The sequence below is a fragment of the Syntrophomonas palmitatica JCM 14374 genome, from assembly GCF_001311885.1.
GTDB lineage: Bacteria > Bacillota > Syntrophomonadia > Syntrophomonadales > Syntrophomonadaceae > Syntrophomonas_A > Syntrophomonas_A palmitatica.
The window spans coordinates 1-13,997 of the sequence record NZ_BBCE01000006.1; the positions used below are offsets into that span (position 1 = coordinate 1).

At 46.6% G+C, this 13,997-nt stretch carries 19 protein-coding genes; 11 read left to right on the plus strand and 8 right to left on the minus strand.

Annotated features, from left to right (window positions below; translation table 11 throughout):
• Window positions 1–231: hypothetical protein (locus tag JCM14374_RS14015; protein WP_054693993.1), on the minus strand; the 231-nt coding region annotated here is incomplete at its 3' end.
• Between the two features lie 153 nt (window positions 232–384).
• On the opposite strand from JCM14374_RS14015, the gene JCM14374_RS04435 reads away from it, so the two are divergent.
• From JCM14374_RS04435 to JCM14374_RS15170, 4 genes are all read left to right on the plus strand, one after another.
• Window positions 385–1,248, plus strand: coding sequence for a ParA family protein (locus tag JCM14374_RS04435; RefSeq protein ID WP_054693996.1), 864 nt, complete (start codon window positions 385–387; stop codon window positions 1,246–1,248).
• A gap of 75 nt (window positions 1,249–1,323) precedes the next feature.
• Window positions 1,324–1,662 (plus strand): hypothetical protein, encoded by a 339-nt coding sequence (locus tag JCM14374_RS04440; protein ID WP_054693999.1) that lies wholly within the window; start codon window positions 1,324–1,326, stop codon window positions 1,660–1,662.
• A 54-nt stretch (window positions 1,663–1,716) separates the two neighbouring features.
• Window positions 1,717–2,235: a GAF domain-containing protein gene (locus tag JCM14374_RS04445; protein ID WP_242848827.1), complete on the plus strand. Its 519-nt coding sequence runs from the start codon at window positions 1,717–1,719 to the stop codon at window positions 2,233–2,235.
• 1 nt (window position 2,236) lies between these two features.
• The gene (locus JCM14374_RS15170) at window positions 2,237–2,371 is read left to right on the plus strand and encodes a hypothetical protein (RefSeq protein ID WP_278279229.1); all 135 of its coding nucleotides are present in this window, start codon (window positions 2,237–2,239) and stop codon (window positions 2,369–2,371) included.
• Here JCM14374_RS15170 and JCM14374_RS04450 read toward each other — a convergent pair.
• Window positions 2,360–2,593, minus strand: a complete 234-nt coding sequence (locus tag JCM14374_RS04450; protein WP_054694005.1) for a nucleoside recognition domain-containing protein — start codon at window positions 2,591–2,593, stop codon at window positions 2,360–2,362. The two genes, JCM14374_RS15170 and JCM14374_RS04450, sit on opposite strands and share 12 nt — an antisense overlap.
• A 103-nt stretch (window positions 2,594–2,696) precedes the next feature.
• Window positions 2,697–3,620: a nucleoside recognition domain-containing protein gene (locus JCM14374_RS04455; protein WP_054694008.1), complete on the minus strand. Its 924-nt coding sequence runs from the start codon at window positions 3,618–3,620 to the stop codon at window positions 2,697–2,699.
• 236 nt (window positions 3,621–3,856) lie between these two features.
• On the opposite strand from JCM14374_RS04455, the gene JCM14374_RS04460 reads away from it, so the two are divergent.
• Window positions 3,857–4,204, plus strand: coding sequence for a cupin domain-containing protein (locus JCM14374_RS04460; protein ID WP_054694011.1), 348 nt, complete (start codon window positions 3,857–3,859; stop codon window positions 4,202–4,204).
• Between the two features lie 73 nt (window positions 4,205–4,277).
• On the opposite strand, the gene JCM14374_RS04465 is transcribed toward JCM14374_RS04460, so the two are convergent.
• Window positions 4,278–4,796, minus strand: coding sequence for a nitroreductase family protein (locus tag JCM14374_RS04465; RefSeq protein ID WP_054694014.1), 519 nt, complete (start codon window positions 4,794–4,796; stop codon window positions 4,278–4,280).
• Window positions 4,797–5,054: 258 nt separating this feature from the next.
• Between JCM14374_RS04465 and JCM14374_RS04470 the strand changes: the two genes are divergently transcribed.
• The 4 genes from JCM14374_RS04470 to JCM14374_RS04485 all read left to right on the plus strand — a co-directional run bounded on the left by JCM14374_RS04470 (window position 5,055) and on the right by JCM14374_RS04485 (window position 8,389).
• Entirely contained in the window at window positions 5,055–5,438 is a 384-nt protein-coding gene (locus JCM14374_RS04470) for an EamA family transporter (RefSeq protein WP_172674153.1), read from the plus strand.
• Window positions 5,439–5,461: 23 nt separating this feature from the next.
• A complete protein-coding gene (locus JCM14374_RS04475) occupies window positions 5,462–5,938 on the plus strand; it encodes a DMT family transporter (protein ID WP_054694019.1) in 477 nt (158 codons plus the stop codon).
• A gap of 94 nt (window positions 5,939–6,032) precedes the next feature.
• On the plus strand, window positions 6,033–7,496 hold the full coding sequence (locus tag JCM14374_RS04480; protein WP_054694022.1) for an ATP-binding protein: 1,464 nt from the start codon (window positions 6,033–6,035) through the stop codon (window positions 7,494–7,496).
• A 65-nt stretch (window positions 7,497–7,561) separates the two neighbouring features.
• The gene (locus JCM14374_RS04485; protein ID WP_157048957.1) at window positions 7,562–8,389 is read left to right on the plus strand and encodes a DUF2889 domain-containing protein; all 828 of its coding nucleotides are present in this window, start codon (window positions 7,562–7,564) and stop codon (window positions 8,387–8,389) included.
• Window positions 8,390–8,430: 41 nt separating this feature from the next.
• On the opposite strand, the gene arsM is transcribed toward JCM14374_RS04485, so the two are convergent.
• Window positions 8,431–9,234 (minus strand): arsenite methyltransferase, encoded by an 804-nt coding sequence (gene arsM / locus JCM14374_RS04490; protein WP_054694027.1) that lies wholly within the window; start codon window positions 9,232–9,234, stop codon window positions 8,431–8,433.
• Window positions 9,207–9,704 carry a MarR family winged helix-turn-helix transcriptional regulator gene (locus JCM14374_RS04495; protein ID WP_054694030.1) on the minus strand — a complete coding sequence of 166 codons (498 nt, stop codon included), beginning with the start codon at window positions 9,702–9,704 and terminating at the stop codon, window positions 9,207–9,209. Before JCM14374_RS04495 ends, arsM begins: the two co-directional genes overlap by 28 nt.
• 191 nt (window positions 9,705–9,895) lie before the next feature.
• Here JCM14374_RS04495 and JCM14374_RS04500 point away from each other — a divergent pair, with 191 nt between their 5' ends.
• A complete protein-coding gene (locus tag JCM14374_RS04500; RefSeq protein WP_054694033.1) occupies window positions 9,896–11,029 on the plus strand; it encodes an Ldh family oxidoreductase in 1,134 nt (377 codons plus the stop codon).
• Window positions 11,030–11,041: 12 nt separating this feature from the next.
• Here JCM14374_RS04500 and JCM14374_RS04505 read toward each other — a convergent pair whose 3' ends face one another.
• The gene (locus JCM14374_RS04505; RefSeq protein WP_054694035.1) at window positions 11,042–11,833 is read right to left on the minus strand and encodes an MBL fold metallo-hydrolase; all 792 of its coding nucleotides are present in this window, start codon (window positions 11,831–11,833) and stop codon (window positions 11,042–11,044) included.
• Between the two features lie 173 nt (window positions 11,834–12,006).
• On the opposite strand from JCM14374_RS04505, the gene JCM14374_RS04510 reads away from it, so the two are divergent.
• Complete coding sequence (locus tag JCM14374_RS04510; protein WP_054694037.1) at window positions 12,007–13,020, plus strand: sensor domain-containing diguanylate cyclase; 1,014 nt, start codon at window positions 12,007–12,009, stop codon at window positions 13,018–13,020.
• An 84-nt stretch (window positions 13,021–13,104) separates the two neighbouring features.
• On the opposite strand, the gene JCM14374_RS04515 is transcribed toward JCM14374_RS04510, so the two are convergent.
• Window positions 13,105–13,920 carry a hypothetical protein gene (locus JCM14374_RS04515; RefSeq protein WP_157048959.1) on the minus strand — a complete coding sequence of 272 codons (816 nt, stop codon included), beginning with the start codon at window positions 13,918–13,920 and terminating at the stop codon, window positions 13,105–13,107.
• Window positions 13,921–13,997 lie beyond the last annotated feature (77 nt).

Consider the following 13,997-nt stretch of genomic DNA (forward strand, 5'->3'; position numbering starts at 1 on the left):
CACAATTTCTTTTCCATCAATTTGCCATCCTATTAGTTTATTTCCATGATATCGCAGTTCTACTAATCCATATAGCTGTTTGGGTTCCTTAATTAGACCATGATTATACAGAATATCTTGGAGTTCTTTTAAAATATATGCCAGCATTTTTTTAAATACGTATTCGACATAAACTACCTCTGATAAACTGGATATTTTACCTATATCCAGATATTCGATAAATGTTATCAAAATCCTCCAATGATAGGAATAAACCTCGGCTTAAAGATTTCTTATTGCAGGTCTCGGTTTTCTCAACATTAAACATCTATACAACTGAAAGACTGTTTATAGTAATATAATTCTAAACACGACATTGTAATTTGTTAACCAGGAGTTCTGCTTATGGCCGTAACTATCAGCCTTATTAACATGAAAGGCGGGGTGGGAAAAACCACCCTGGTTATTGCCCTGGCTGAATTTATGGCAATTGAACACGGTTTAAAGGTACTGGTGATAGACCTCGATCCTCAGTCTAATGCCACCGCCTGCCTGATGGACCTCAAAGAATGGAAGCGCCGCAATATGCGGGGACAGACCATTATGCGCCTGTTCCTCGACCCGTTTAAGCAGTGGCCGGTTTTCTCTCCCCGGGAAGCCCTGGTTAGAAACGCGTCCAATATCGGCGGCGGGGTGGATGGGTTGGATCTCATGCCCTCAGGGCAGGAGCTTATGGACCTGCAGGATTCTTTATTAACCGCATTCCCTGATGATTGTGAAGGCGATACCTCACTGTATCTTTTGCGCGATGCTATGCATGATATTCTGCCTGATTATGATATCGTGCTGGTGGACTGCCCGCCGAGCCTGGGCATTATTACCCAGAACGGTCTGGCCGTCAGTGACTGCTGCCTGATCCCGGTAATCCCTGAAACCATGTCTATTAACGGCATTCCCCAGATTATAACCCGGGTTAACCGTTTCAAACGTTTGACCGGTTCTCTTGTTCAGCCTTTGGGAGTGGTTGCCACCCGCTACCGGGAGCAAAACAGCGAACATTCAGTAAATCTTATGGAGATGCGGGCAGGGGCTAAAGTCAAAGGTTATGGGCATGTTTTTGAGACTGTAATTCATGAATCAAGCGGGGCGGCCAATGCAGTAGAGTACCGGCGTAAGCCCGTCAGTCTGCGAGATAAATACCCCTCCCCCCGGCCATTTAATGAATATCGTCAATTGACCACGGAGGTGCTGCATTGTGTCGGAAAATAAGTTTGCCCCGCTAATGGCGGACTTTTTACGGCAAATTGCCCTGGAAGTTGAAAACAATAAAGCCCTGGCCAGCGTTTGGCTGAGCCCTTTCAGGCTGTACTTAAGGAAGCTCTGGAGGCAAACAAGGCCGGCGGTAAAAGCACCGGCAAAACGAAAGCAAAGCAGTACCCGGTTCCGGAAGGATTTGAACCATACCAGATTTACTATGATGAAGGCAGCCCTGGCCTGTACAACAAACTGCAAACCCTGACGGCGGATGAACTTAAAGGGGTTTTGGCCCAATATACTGCCATTCCGCGCGCGCAATACAACCGTAAGCAGAAAAGTGAAGACCTGGCGCAGATGGTGGTGCAGGGGATAAAAGATGTGGCTTCGCGAGGGCAGGCCTTCGGCGACTACAAGCTTGATGATTAGATAACCATGCCTGATTATTTATGTTATTGAATAGGGGATTAAGCAAAATTGGATATGGTTAATAGTGAATTAAAGAAATGCCTGGAGGAATTGGACCAGATCCATGAACAAATTAAACAGCTGCATGAACTGATAATATTATTAAACTCTTGTGAACGCATGGAAGAGAGTTACCTTATAGTCAGCAGCCAGATGCAGTTCATATTTCCGGATACTGCCGGGGCAGTCTACCTTTTTAATCCTGAAGGCGGCTGGCTGGAACTTAAAGCGCTGTGGAACATTTGGCATGCACCGGCAGAAAAACTGTCTGCCGGTGAGTGCCAGGCGGTTCGATTAAGTTTTTCCAGCCTGGCCCCGCAAATCTGTCCTGTTTGCAAACAGCCGGGTTTGGAATCGGAATACGATTGCCTGTGTATCCCCATGCTGGCCCAGGGCGAATTACTAGGACTGGTAAAATTAATGGCTCCCCGGGATTGGTTTGACGAAAACCGCCTGCAGTTGGCGCGGACGGTAGTAGATGCCACGGTTCTGGCTTTGTCAAACTTAAGAATGCGAAAGCTTTTGGATTTATGAAATGGGAGATGAAATCGTTACTATCTCATTGGGGACAGCGATTTTCCCGCAGCATGGCCAGACAGTGGAGGAACTGCTGCAATACTATGTAAAAATTTGCAATCCAGAATCTGAAAAGCAGGCATTAGGAAACTAAGAGAAGAATTAGACGGCCTGTTTGGTATACCGTGGTTCCCAGGATAAACGCCAGCAGGAGTGAAAAAACCACGGAAAAAACTGCGAATGAAATACTTCTGCTTTCCTGGCGTATGGTAGCGACTGTAGCCAGGCAGGGGGTGTAGAACATATAAATCACCAGGAAGGCCAGACCCACCAGAGGACTGATGTGGCTGACCAGAATGCTGGACAGGTTGCCCAATCCTTCTGAGGCGTGATAGAGAACTCCCAGGTGGATAGGGTGGTTTCTTTGGCGAAAAAGCCCAGGAACAAGGCTACGATTAGCTGCCAGTGCAGCCCGGCCATTACCCCCAGCGGTTCAAAAAATTTGCCCAGCATGCAACGTAGGATTTTTCAAACCCCGCTCCCTGGGGGAAAGTGGATAAAAACCATACCAGAACCGCGCTGATGATAACTACATTCTTAATTTTATTTAAAAAGTCCATGGTTCTTATTAAGGCTGACTTCACCACATGACTGGCTTTGGGCCGGTGCAGAGGCGGGAGAGTAAGTTTTATGGCTGTTGCTTCAGGCTGAGGAAAACGCGATTTGATGGCAAAAGCCACTGCCGCACTCACGGCCCAGCTCAGAGCTATCAGGCTGGTCATTACCAGTGTGGCGGTCAGGGGAGTAAAGAAAGCGGCAGCGATATAGAGGATTACGCCCAAACGTGCTGAACAAGGGGTAAACGTACTGACCAGCATGAGAATCAAACGGTCAATGCGCTGGGGAATATCACGTGTGGCCGCCACGGCGGGCACATTGCAGCTATAGCCTATAAACAGGCAGGCAAAACCGCTGCTGTCCATATTAAGGCGCGACATGGGGCTGTGCATAATGTAAGCCATGCGCTGGGCATAACCGGTATCATTGATTGCGGAATAAAAGACATAGAAAATAAGCATTTGCGGGAAGAAGGCCAATGCTGAACCGATGCCGCGAAAAATGCCGTTTGATATCAGGCTGGTAAAGAGAAGCGGAAAACGGTTGGCCCCAGCCCAGCTTTCAAAAACCGCAACCAGGCGGTCCAGACCCAGTCCCAGCAGGTTGGAAATGGGTTTTCCCAGGATAAAACTGGCGGCAAAAAGCGCGGTAAAACACAAGAGCATAATGGGAAACCCCGTAGCAGGCCGCAGCAGGTAATCATCCAGCGTTTTAACCTGTGTTGGCCTGGTATCAAGATCATATTTTCTATCGGATTCAATTATATTCTTAAAGTTTTTAATCATCAGACACCCCGGTTAATATGATAATGATAACTATTATCATTATATTTAATGTTATATCTTGTTGTTATATTGGTCAACGACTTTTAAAATAATGCTCATAGAAGCAAGGACCTGGACAGAATATAAACCGCAGGGAGTAATTATGCTTTAAGCGGAGAAAGTAATTTTATTTTTTTATAAGGTGATTTGCTTTAAAGGCGGGCATAATCAACGCCTGAAAATCTGGAGGTGCGTCTATGTTTGTCGGTCATGCAAAAGATATTGCACAGATTAAGGTTCAAACAGCGGGAGCCAGTGGCGTTATTAAACAGAGTTTGGTAGGTCCTGAGCAGGGCTGGGAAGGTTGGGTTATGCGGCTCTTTACACTGGGGCCAAACGGTTATTCCCCGCGCCATGCCCATGCCTGGCCGCACATTAATTATATTGTCAGCGGGCAGGGAACGCTGTTCCTGGAAGGGCAGGAATATCCGTTTGAAAAAGGTTCCATCGCTTATATTCCCGCTAACGCTATACATCAGTTTTTAAACCGCGGCGAGGAGGATTTTGTTTTTATCTGTATAGTGCCAAAAGAGGGGGATAAATAAAGGCCCATGCAATATCGGCCTCAGAACTATACAAACCCAACGGCTGTGAATGATATAAAGATTAAAGATGAATTTACCAGCGGTCTTTGTGCACAATCTCATCCAGGGGGCGCTTTGGAGGTACGGGTGGTTGTTCTGCGGCTTTCCCCAGAGGTATCATGGATACTACCTTTATGTTTTCCGGCAGGTTGAGGGCTTTTTTTACGGCCGAATCGCTGAATCCTCCCATATAACAGGCACCATAGCCCAGGGCGTGGGCGGCCAGAAGCATGTTTTCCGTGGCATTGGCTCCATCCAGGAAACAATAGTAGTTCATGCCCCGCTCCCCGTACTTGGATGAACGCTCCGGCTCTACGCAAACCACGATCACCACCTGGGCAGTGCTGAGAAGTTCTTGGCCGAAAGCGGCTTGCTGCAGCCTGGCACGCACTTCGGGATCATTAACCACTACAAAATGGCAGGGCTGCAGGTTGCCGGCCGTCGGGGCCATACGGCCTGCCTCCAGGATTATGTTTAAATCGTCCTCTTTAACGGTCTCATTGGTAAAGGCTCTTATACTGCGCCGGGTCATTATAGCCTGAATACAATCCATCTATATTTCCTCCTCATTTTTAATGCAATGTTTCACGTGAAACATATTATTTCAATACATGCTTCATAAATAGCATTTGCGGCATATGTTGTCAATTATAATGGCACTCAAAATCATCTATGTATGAGTATTATAAAACGTACAAAGTAAGTGCATCATTGTATGCTCTTTGTACGTTTGTTAGTATATTATTTATCAAAAAAATCTAAGAGGAGTAAGCGGGGCGTTAATTTATCGGAGAGCGCCTGCTGCGATGAAATGAAGTGGAAAGCGATAGGAGCGTTAGCTCTTACAACGATATTATTCAGCACCTTTGAAGTCGTGTCCCGGCTGATTGCCTTTGATATTGAACCGCTGCAAGTGAACTTTCTGCGTTTTATAATCGGGGGTCTGGCTTTGCTGCCTTTGGCTATTATGGATATGCGCAAGCAGTCTATCCGCCTGGACGGAGACGATTTTAAAAACCTGCTGTGGCTGGGGCTTCTTAATGTTACCTTCTGCTTGTCTATCTTTCAAATCAGTATAAAATACATTCCGGCTTCGGCGGCTGCGGTAATCTTCTGCACCAACCGGTTTTTGTTCATATATTTGAATCCTGGCGGGGAGGGCATAATTTCAGCCGTCTGCAGGTATCGGGTCTGACCAGCGGCATTATCGGTCTGTTCATGGTGATGGGCAATGAAATAATACTCGGCAGCGGTTCCTGGAAAGGAGCGGGAATGGCAGTCTTAGCCTCCATAAGCTATGGCCTGTATATTGTTCAGGCCCGGGACGCCACTCAAAAAATGGGCAGCCTGACCGTCAACAGCCTGTCGTTTATTTTGGGAGCTATAGCTATAATACCATTGTTATTAGCCTTACATATTCCGTTGTTTAAAGCGGAACAGCAGCTCTGGCCCTGGATAATATACCTGTCTCTGGCCGTAACCAGCCTGGCCTATTACCTGTTTCTTTACGGGCTGCAGCATTTACTCCCCGGGGCGGGTTCCCTGCTGTTTTTTATAAAGCCGGTCCTGGCTGCTGCTCTGGCAGCCTTTGCTCTGCATGAAAACCTTACTTTGTTGTTCATTATGGGAACTATAGTAATTATTGCGGGACTCTTAATCTATTCCTGGGGCAACACGGACATTCAAACCGATTAGCAACAGAGTTCGTAATAAAATGTAAAGCATAATTTGCATATTATATAATAATAATGTAAACTATACATATAAAAAATTTATTTGGGGATATATAATGACATTTCTCAGTCAAGAACAGTTAATCAAAGTATTGCTGGCTTTTAATCCCTGGTGGACATCTGCCTATGTTCCCAGGGAATTGAATAAGCCAGTTAGAAGGGTAGCTTTTGATGAAATAAAGAATGCCTTGCTGCATCCTACTATTAGAAGAGCGGTATTTCTATCGGGTGCGCGACGAGTAGGCAAAACTACGTTGGTATATCAACTGATTGCTGATCTTCTTCAACATCGGGCAAACAAAAACCAAATTCTATATATCTCTTTTGACCATCCTATTCTTAAATTTTTTGATATGGGAGAAATATTAAGTGCATTTCTAAACAATATAGCTTCGCAAGTTAATAACGAATTGTACTTGTTTTTTGACGAGATTCATTACGCGGATAATTGGGATACCTGGCTCAAGATAATCTACGACCAGAATCCATCTTATCGTATAATGGTAACCGGTTCGGCCAGCCCTCTTTTAGAAAACAGGGCCAGCGAAAGCGGGGTGGGTCGTTGGATAACTCTGAAGATTCCTACGCTTTCCTTTTTTGAGTATCTGGAATTGATCCAAGCCCGAGATTTGCCAATATTACAACAGAATATTCAACCGGCCTGGCTGCATAATCTGACGCGTAAAGAACTGGCGGACATAATGATAAGGCTTTCGCCATTGCAGTCGTATTTTTCACGCTACTTACTAATAGGTGGGTTCCCGGAACTTGTATTATCAGATGATACGGTCTATGCTCAGCGCGTTTTACGGGAAGATGTAGCCGATAAAGTCCTGAAACGTGACCTTACGGCCCTATTTGGGACCAGGAATGTGATCGATCTAGAAAAAATATTTTTATTTCTCTGCCTGTACAGCGGCAATATTATTTCTCAGGATACCATTGCCAGTGAAGTAGGGGTTTCCCGGCAAACTGTGAGCAACTATCTTTCAATAATGGAACAGGCCAACCTCATCTATATCAGTAATCCCCTGGAGATTGCAGGTAAAAAGATACTGAAATCACGTCCCAAAATTTACATAGCTGATGTCGCGCTCAGGAATGCGGTTTTATTATTGGATGAAAGTGTTTTTTCTGATCCTGTGGAAATGGGGATGATGATTGAAACCGCGGTTTACAAACATGTTACATCATTATATTATGCCAGTCGTCCAAGGATCGGATATTACCGGGGAAGGAAAAATAAGGAAGCAGATATCGTAGTCGCTCTTCCCGGTGGTCGTATCGTAATTGAAGTTAAATACCGCGAAGATACGACGCTGGGCAGAGATGAGGCGATAATTGAACTGGCAAATCTTGATGATACCCTGGGCGCTGTACTGGTAACTAAAAATATAGATGATTTCGGACCGGCTGATTACAATACGCGCATTCCCATTGTAAAAATGCCGGCCTTTGCATTTCTATATCTATTAGGTTATGCTGAAAGGCAATCCCAAAACGGAAGCCTGCGAAAATAAACCTATCTCCAGTAAAACGCTGGAATATATCTTCCGAATGAGGAGTGAAACGGGTGGAATTTTTAATGCAGCGTATATGGCACAGTTCGGTAGTACGAGAGGATGAACACTACCTGATAGCCAAAACCAGCTACCTGGATTCCCTTATGGAACGCATGGCGGCAATGCGGGTTAATTCAGCTGACCTTGTGATAGAAAGGGCTTGGCTTGAACGTCTGGGGCGTCCTGGCGATATGGCCGAAAGCCGGGAATACGTAGAGGAGCTCAAGGGCGTGGAGGCTTATCTGGGCAGCAGCTCCGGATTAAGAACGGGTCTGCAGGGTATAAATAACGAAGCAGAGCGTTCCTTGTTTAATGATACGGTAATTGCCATAGTGCAGGCCGAGACTTTTCTTTTCCGGGAAAGGGGCTACAGTGACGCTGCGGCGTACAGCCGGGCTTGGGAGGAGTTTTATGCCGGTTCCTGCCGTTATTACAGCAATTTGGACCGGGTCAAAACCACCTGGGGAGCTTACATCGGAAATAGCGGGCGGGAAATAAACCTGTTTGACCGGGGCAAGAGCCAGCAGCTATACCGCGATGATGATGATAATTATATAATCAACGGCAGTTTAATTGATTCTTTTCATCAAGTAAATACCCGTCTGGAACTGAATAAGGATATGGTAGTTATTGCTGCTCACGGCCATTTATTAAGGGTTCCTGATGCAGTTTGCCGCGAGTCCGCCTTGCAGATGCAAAATCTAAAAGGCCGATTCATCAAAGGAATTGCCAAGAAAGAATTGGCCGGGCTGCTAGGCGCCGGACAAGGATGTGTGCACCTGATCGACCTTGTTTATGACAGCGTAAAAACCCTGGAACTATACTTACACCAGGAGAAAATCCTGGATTGAGGAAAATATAACGTAAAATTTATTACAGGGGGTTGAAGAGACTACTTCTTTCCCTTAATAAAAGCGCCGGCAAAGACCCCGTCCAGTTCCTTTATTATCATGCTGCTTATATCTTCAGAACCGATAATGGATGCAAGGGTTTCCGCGGAATAAAAATGTTCGGGTTCAACCTGAACCTCGATAAACCCGATGCCTGTCAGCATATCACGGAAGGTGTCTTGAACTAAAGCCCCTCCTATGCATCCTACCCAGGGACCGATCATCTCCCGCAATTCGGGGGCAACTTCATGCAGGGCGACAATGTCAGCCATGGCCAAACGGCCGCCCGGTTTTAAAACCCGGTAGATTTCCCGGAAAACCTTTTTTTTATCAACGGAAAGGTTTATTACACAGTTGGACATTACTACATCTACGCTGCTATCCGGCAGGGGGATTTCTTCAACATATCCCTGCAGGAACTCAACATTTTGAGCGCCCATACGATCACGGTTAGCCCGAGCCAATTTGAGCATCTCGCCCGTCATATCCAGACCGAAAACCTTGCCTGTGTCACCCACATAACGTGATGACGCCAGGGCATCCAGGCCCGCGCCGCTGCCCAGGTCGAGTACTATTTCACCCTCCTGTAGGTTGGCCAGAACCAGAGGGTTGGCACAGCCCAAAGATGCACTGATGGCTTCTTTAGGTACATCTTTTAAGGTATTTAGGTCATATACCGCTTCACCGATAACATTTGCACGGCAGGAACCGCCAGCACCGCAGCAGCCCGCAGATTTGCCCGCGTTTATATCGGCGGCCAGGTTTCCGTAATGTTTCTTTACTTCTTCACGCATATCGTTTGACATTTTATTTCTCCTTTCTCTGCACAACAAGGGTTAAGTTCGAAAACCTCTATCAGTATGTCGAGACTGTCTAATACCTGCACAATCTTTTCCCTGGGGATTGAAGCAATCAGCTGTGTATAGTAATCATCCATGTAGGTGTTAATTCCCGCTACCGTAGCCTGTCCTGCTGCGGTTATTTTCAGACGCATATAACGGCGGTCACTTGGATCGGGACTGCGTTCTACCCAGCCCTGGCTTACCAATGAATCACTTATCCGGCTGGTGGTGCTTTTATCCAGGCCCAATACTTCAGCCAATTCACCAACGCTGGTTGTCTTAACCCGGTTGATTTCCAACAGGGCATGGCACTGACTTAAAGATATACCACAGCAGGCAGCTTCGCCTTTTTCCAGCAGTCCCATCTTCCTTATCAGCAGCCGCACTGATTCCCGCAAGCGGACAGCTTCCGATGTTGCTTTTGATTCGGTCATAATCATCACCCCGCACAATTATTGTAACATGCAATTGTTGCAAAAAACAAATAAAAATTCGTAGTAGGATACAGAAGCTTTAATGCGGTTCTTATGCCATCCTCAAAAAGGGCGGCAACAGAAACCGGTCCTTTGTTCTTCGGATAAATATGTTAAAATTATTACACTGCGATTGAAAATGAGGTGGGGGAATGTACGAGGATTGCGTGTGGCTGCCTTTTGAAGACATGCGTGCATTTATGCAAGACGTTTTCCTGGGTCTGGGGGTGCCGGGCGAGGAAGCAAAGATATGCGCAGATGTGTTGATAAAAGCTGACCAGTTGGGAATAGATTCCCACGGCATCGGCAGGTTAAAGCCTATATATTATGACCGGGTGCGCTTGGGCATTCAAAAGGCTGTAACCGATCTGGAGATTGTACGCGAGGGGCCAACCACGGCGGTTCTGGACGGCCATGACGGGATGGGGCAGGTAGTGGCTTACCGGGCAATGGAAATGGCGATTGATAAGGCTAAAAAACTGGGCCTGGGTATGGTAACCGCCAGGAACTCGACGCATTACGGCATTGCGGGATATTATTGCCTGATGGCGGTGGAAGCAGGCATGATCGGCATCGCCGGCACCAATGCCCGGCCATCGATTGCACCCACCTTCGGGGTAGAAAATATGCTGGGGACCAATCCCATGAGTTTTGGCATTCCCAGTAACGATCCATTCCCGTTTTTGCTCGATTGTGCCACGTCAGTATCGCAACGGGGAAAGATAGAGGTATATGACCGGGAGAACAAGGAATTGCCGGAGGGTTGGGTAATTGACCGCCAGGGCCGCACCCGCACCGATACACATCAGATTCTGGAGGACCTGGTCAGCGGAGAGGCAGCCTTGACTCCTCTGGGGGGAATTGGCGAGGAACACGCCGGTTATAAGGGCTACGGCTACGCCACGACAGTGGAAATACTGTCTGCGGCTCTGCAGGGCGGGAAATTCCTCAAAGACTTATCCGGATTTGACGCGGATGGGAAACGGCAGCCGTACCACCTGGGGCATTTCTTTATAGCCATCAATATTGAGGCTTTTACAGAGCTGGAGAAATTCAAAAAAACCACGGGTGAAATATTGCGTTCATTACGGGCTTCACAAAAGGCTCCCGGCGAACAGCGCATATATACAGCCGGGGAAAAGGAATACCTCATCTGGCTGGAACGCAAAGACAAAGGGGTTCCGGTAAACCCGCCCCTGCAAAGGGAAATGATAATCATGCGTGATGAACTGGGCTTGCCCTATAAGTTCCCTTTTGAAACGCAGCGGCCGATAGCCTTGCTCTGACCATAAATAGGCTCATTCGATACAACCGAGTTTCAGATTGCGGGGGTCATGGCTGGTAATAAGCCGGGTTCCCCATTTTTTCATGTCCTTCCAGGGGATGGCCTGTCCTTTGACTGGTCCCAACCTGCCCTGCTGCTCCAGATGGTTTTGAATATCTGACAAAACATTATCACTCCAATAAAATCTCTGTCCGGGTCCTTCACGGAAAAGCCGCCAGCCCTCCGGTGAAATCATTTCCCACAGCAGGTCATAGTTAAAGGGAGAATCTCCCGCCAGCACGACCGGACCGGAGCGGGTCTGCACTTCCACCAGCTGATGCCCCCTGGTATGCCCGCCGTTGTAAATTAATTTAATGCCTGGTTTTAGTTCATAATCGCCTTCTACCAACTCCATCTGGGGCAAAAGATTAAACCAGTGGTTGGGGTTATAATACGTCTCCTCATTAGGATTTAAATGCAGGAGGCCGCGAAAATCATCAGCCTGAATAAAAAAACGCGCCCGGGCAAAGTCGTTCATACCTGCGGTATGATCCCAGTGGAGATGGGTCATGACCACCTGTTTTATAGCTAAAGGATCAAATCCCAATTTGTCTATGGCAGCCGGGATTTCATGTTCAGGGTTTCTGGTGAAACCGGTATTAAGGCCGGGAATATAGGCCGGAGAAAAGCCTGTGTCGACCAGAAGCATCTCGCCATCTTCATCAACTACCAGAAAGGCGAAACAATGAATATTCTCCATAGCCGGAACCGATTTGAAAAATATACTGAAACAACCGTTAAATAACGGATAGATGCGGTGGTACATCAATTATTCCCCCATAAATTGTTGCTATATAGATTATACTCCAACGGATTAGTTTTTGAAAACTAAGAAGAAAATGAAAATATGATCAGGGTCATAAATTGTCAAAGCTAAGCGGTCTAATATACGATAATTATTTTAGATTCTAAATATTTTATAAATTGCAGGTGAATTATGTGCCCGGATTCTCATTTCCGGACCTGCCCCTGGCAATGCCGGCGATAATAATTATTATCACGGCAGGCATAATATTTGTTCTGTTGGGCTGTTTACTGATCAAAAATAAAAAAAGACAAATCATGTATCATGGAGAACAAAGCAGCTTAAACAGAGTACTGGATGATATGAATATGGTTACCTGGTCATATGAACCGGTAAGCAAACGGGTATTTGTATCGCGCGGTATTCAGCGGGTGGCTGGCTGCGGTCCATATGATCTTCAAACCCGTCCCGGTTTATGGCAGCGGTTGGTTCATCCCTATGATAATCTCAGGATGCGTGAAGCCTGGAGAGAATTAGCCCAGGGGAAAAGACTTGTTTTTGAACATCGCCTGCTTTTGCCTGATGGCACTGTAAAATGGGTGCGCCACTATGCCATGGCTGTTGGTGAAAATAATAAGAAGTTTCGTTTTGAAGGTTTAATAATAGATATAAGCGAACAAAAGGAACAGCAGGAACGCATGCAGCAGATGGCATTTCACGATTCTCTCACCGGACTGGCCAACCGTAACCTGTTTGAAAACTACTTTAAGCATTGCCTGGCCAGCAGCCAGTATTTCCCGCAAAGGATGGCTATCATGTTTATTGATCTGGATGGGTTTAAGTCTGTAAACGACAGGTATGGACACGATACAGGCGATCTGCTGCTGATGGAAGCGGCACGCCGCTTTAAAACCCAGCTGCGGGGCAGTGACCTATTAGCCCGTATGGGAGGCGATGAGTTTGTGGCTTTATTAACCAGGGTTTCCCGTGAGTCTCTGGTACTGGTTGCAGACCGGATTATAGAAGCCTTTAGCAGCGATTTTACTATTAATGGGCAGCACATATCAACCGGCGTCAGTGTGGGGATCAGTATATATCCCGATGACGGAGGGGACCTGGAAACCCTGGTTAAGAATGCGGACCAGGCCATGTATATGGCAAAACGTGAGGGAAAAAACACCTACCGTTTCTTTGACCAGACCATATGAGGTTTAACCCGCACCTCTGTATAAACGGCCCATTTTTATCATACTTTGCGTCAAATGGTTTCCGGCGTTTGGGGCAGATCAGATTTACTGACCGCCGCCTTGTTGACCTGAAAGCTTCTGCTCCAGGGCTTTGAGGTTCTTCATAAGAATGTCGCCTTTAATAATCACCAGGCTCAATTGCTTGCTGTTTACCGCGTTCTCCAGATCTGTTACGGCGAAATCGGTTTTCATAAGTATGTCCTGACTGGCCTTCTGGGATTGTACCTTCAAACGGTTCCAGGGGTCCTGAATGTTTGTTATGTGGGCAGAAGCCTGTTCCCAATCCTGCTGGGCGGCGAAAGCCATGGCTGCCATAGCTTCATATTTAACCTGAAAATAATCCGGCGGTATGGACATGCTGAATATTTGTATCAAATCACTGAACTTCTTATAGAGTTCAATTGCGGAGATCAGGCTTTCCTCCAGCTTTTGTTCACTGATGCTGGCGGTAAGTTTATCAAGTTCCTGTTCAAAATCATCGCGGCTGGTACTGCTCATTCCGGCTTTAGCCGCTTCCGGCTCCAGGCTGTTCCAGCTTTCATGAATTTTTAATAAGCTCATGGTTTCAGCTTGATATTTCATACCGGGCTGCTGCTCTTTGCCTTGAGTCTTACCTTGACCTGAACCCTGGCTTTGTTTCTGCGACTCTGCTTGTTTTCCATCACTCTGGCCTGATCCGCCCTGTGATCCGTCAGATTGGCTGCTGTCCTGGCCTTGTCCGCCTTGAGCCGTCATTTGTCCTTGAGTTGCAAACATCGGCATTTTCACAGCCTTGGTTTTTTTATCTAATTCGCTGATTATTTTATCAATTTCTTTAAGAATGTCCTTTGCGCCTGATGGTGTCTTGGGCTTTTGATTCATTGATGTCTCAGGCTTCTTGGGCTGGGAACTGCTTTTTTGCGAACAGCCGCATATAAGCAGACAGGAGACAAGGATAA

Coding starts and splice junctions, on each gene's coding strand:
- JCM14374_RS04505 (WP_054694035.1), bottom strand. CDS start 11,833: ATGTACCACCGCATCTATCCGTTATTTAACGGTTGTTTCAGTATATTT.
- JCM14374_RS04480 (WP_054694022.1), top strand. CDS start 6,033: ATGACATTTCTCAGTCAAGAACAGTTAATCAAAGTATTGCTGGCTTTT.
- JCM14374_RS04455 (WP_054694008.1), bottom strand. CDS start 3,620: ATGATTAAAAACTTTAAGAATATAATTGAATCCGATAGAAAATATGAT.
- JCM14374_RS04485 (WP_157048957.1), top strand. CDS start 7,562: ATGCAGCGTATATGGCACAGTTCGGTAGTACGAGAGGATGAACACTAC.
- JCM14374_RS04470 (WP_172674153.1), top strand. CDS start 5,055: ATGAAGTGGAAAGCGATAGGAGCGTTAGCTCTTACAACGATATTATTC.
- JCM14374_RS04460 (WP_054694011.1), top strand. CDS start 3,857: ATGTTTGTCGGTCATGCAAAAGATATTGCACAGATTAAGGTTCAAACA.
- JCM14374_RS04445 (WP_242848827.1), top strand. CDS start 1,717: ATGGTTAATAGTGAATTAAAGAAATGCCTGGAGGAATTGGACCAGATC.
- JCM14374_RS04500 (WP_054694033.1), top strand. CDS start 9,896: ATGTACGAGGATTGCGTGTGGCTGCCTTTTGAAGACATGCGTGCATTT.
- JCM14374_RS04515 (WP_157048959.1), bottom strand. CDS start 13,920: ATGAATCAAAAGCCCAAGACACCATCAGGCGCAAAGGACATTCTTAAA.
- JCM14374_RS15170 (WP_278279229.1), top strand. CDS start 2,237: ATGGGAGATGAAATCGTTACTATCTCATTGGGGACAGCGATTTTCCCG.
- JCM14374_RS04495 (WP_054694030.1), bottom strand. CDS start 9,704: ATGACCGAATCAAAAGCAACATCGGAAGCTGTCCGCTTGCGGGAATCA.
- JCM14374_RS04475 (WP_054694019.1), top strand. CDS start 5,462: ATGGTGATGGGCAATGAAATAATACTCGGCAGCGGTTCCTGGAAAGGA.
- JCM14374_RS04465 (WP_054694014.1), bottom strand. CDS start 4,796: ATGGATTGTATTCAGGCTATAATGACCCGGCGCAGTATAAGAGCCTTT.
- arsM (WP_054694027.1), bottom strand. CDS start 9,234: ATGTCAAACGATATGCGTGAAGAAGTAAAGAAACATTACGGAAACCTG.
- JCM14374_RS04435 (WP_054693996.1), top strand. CDS start 385: ATGGCCGTAACTATCAGCCTTATTAACATGAAAGGCGGGGTGGGAAAA.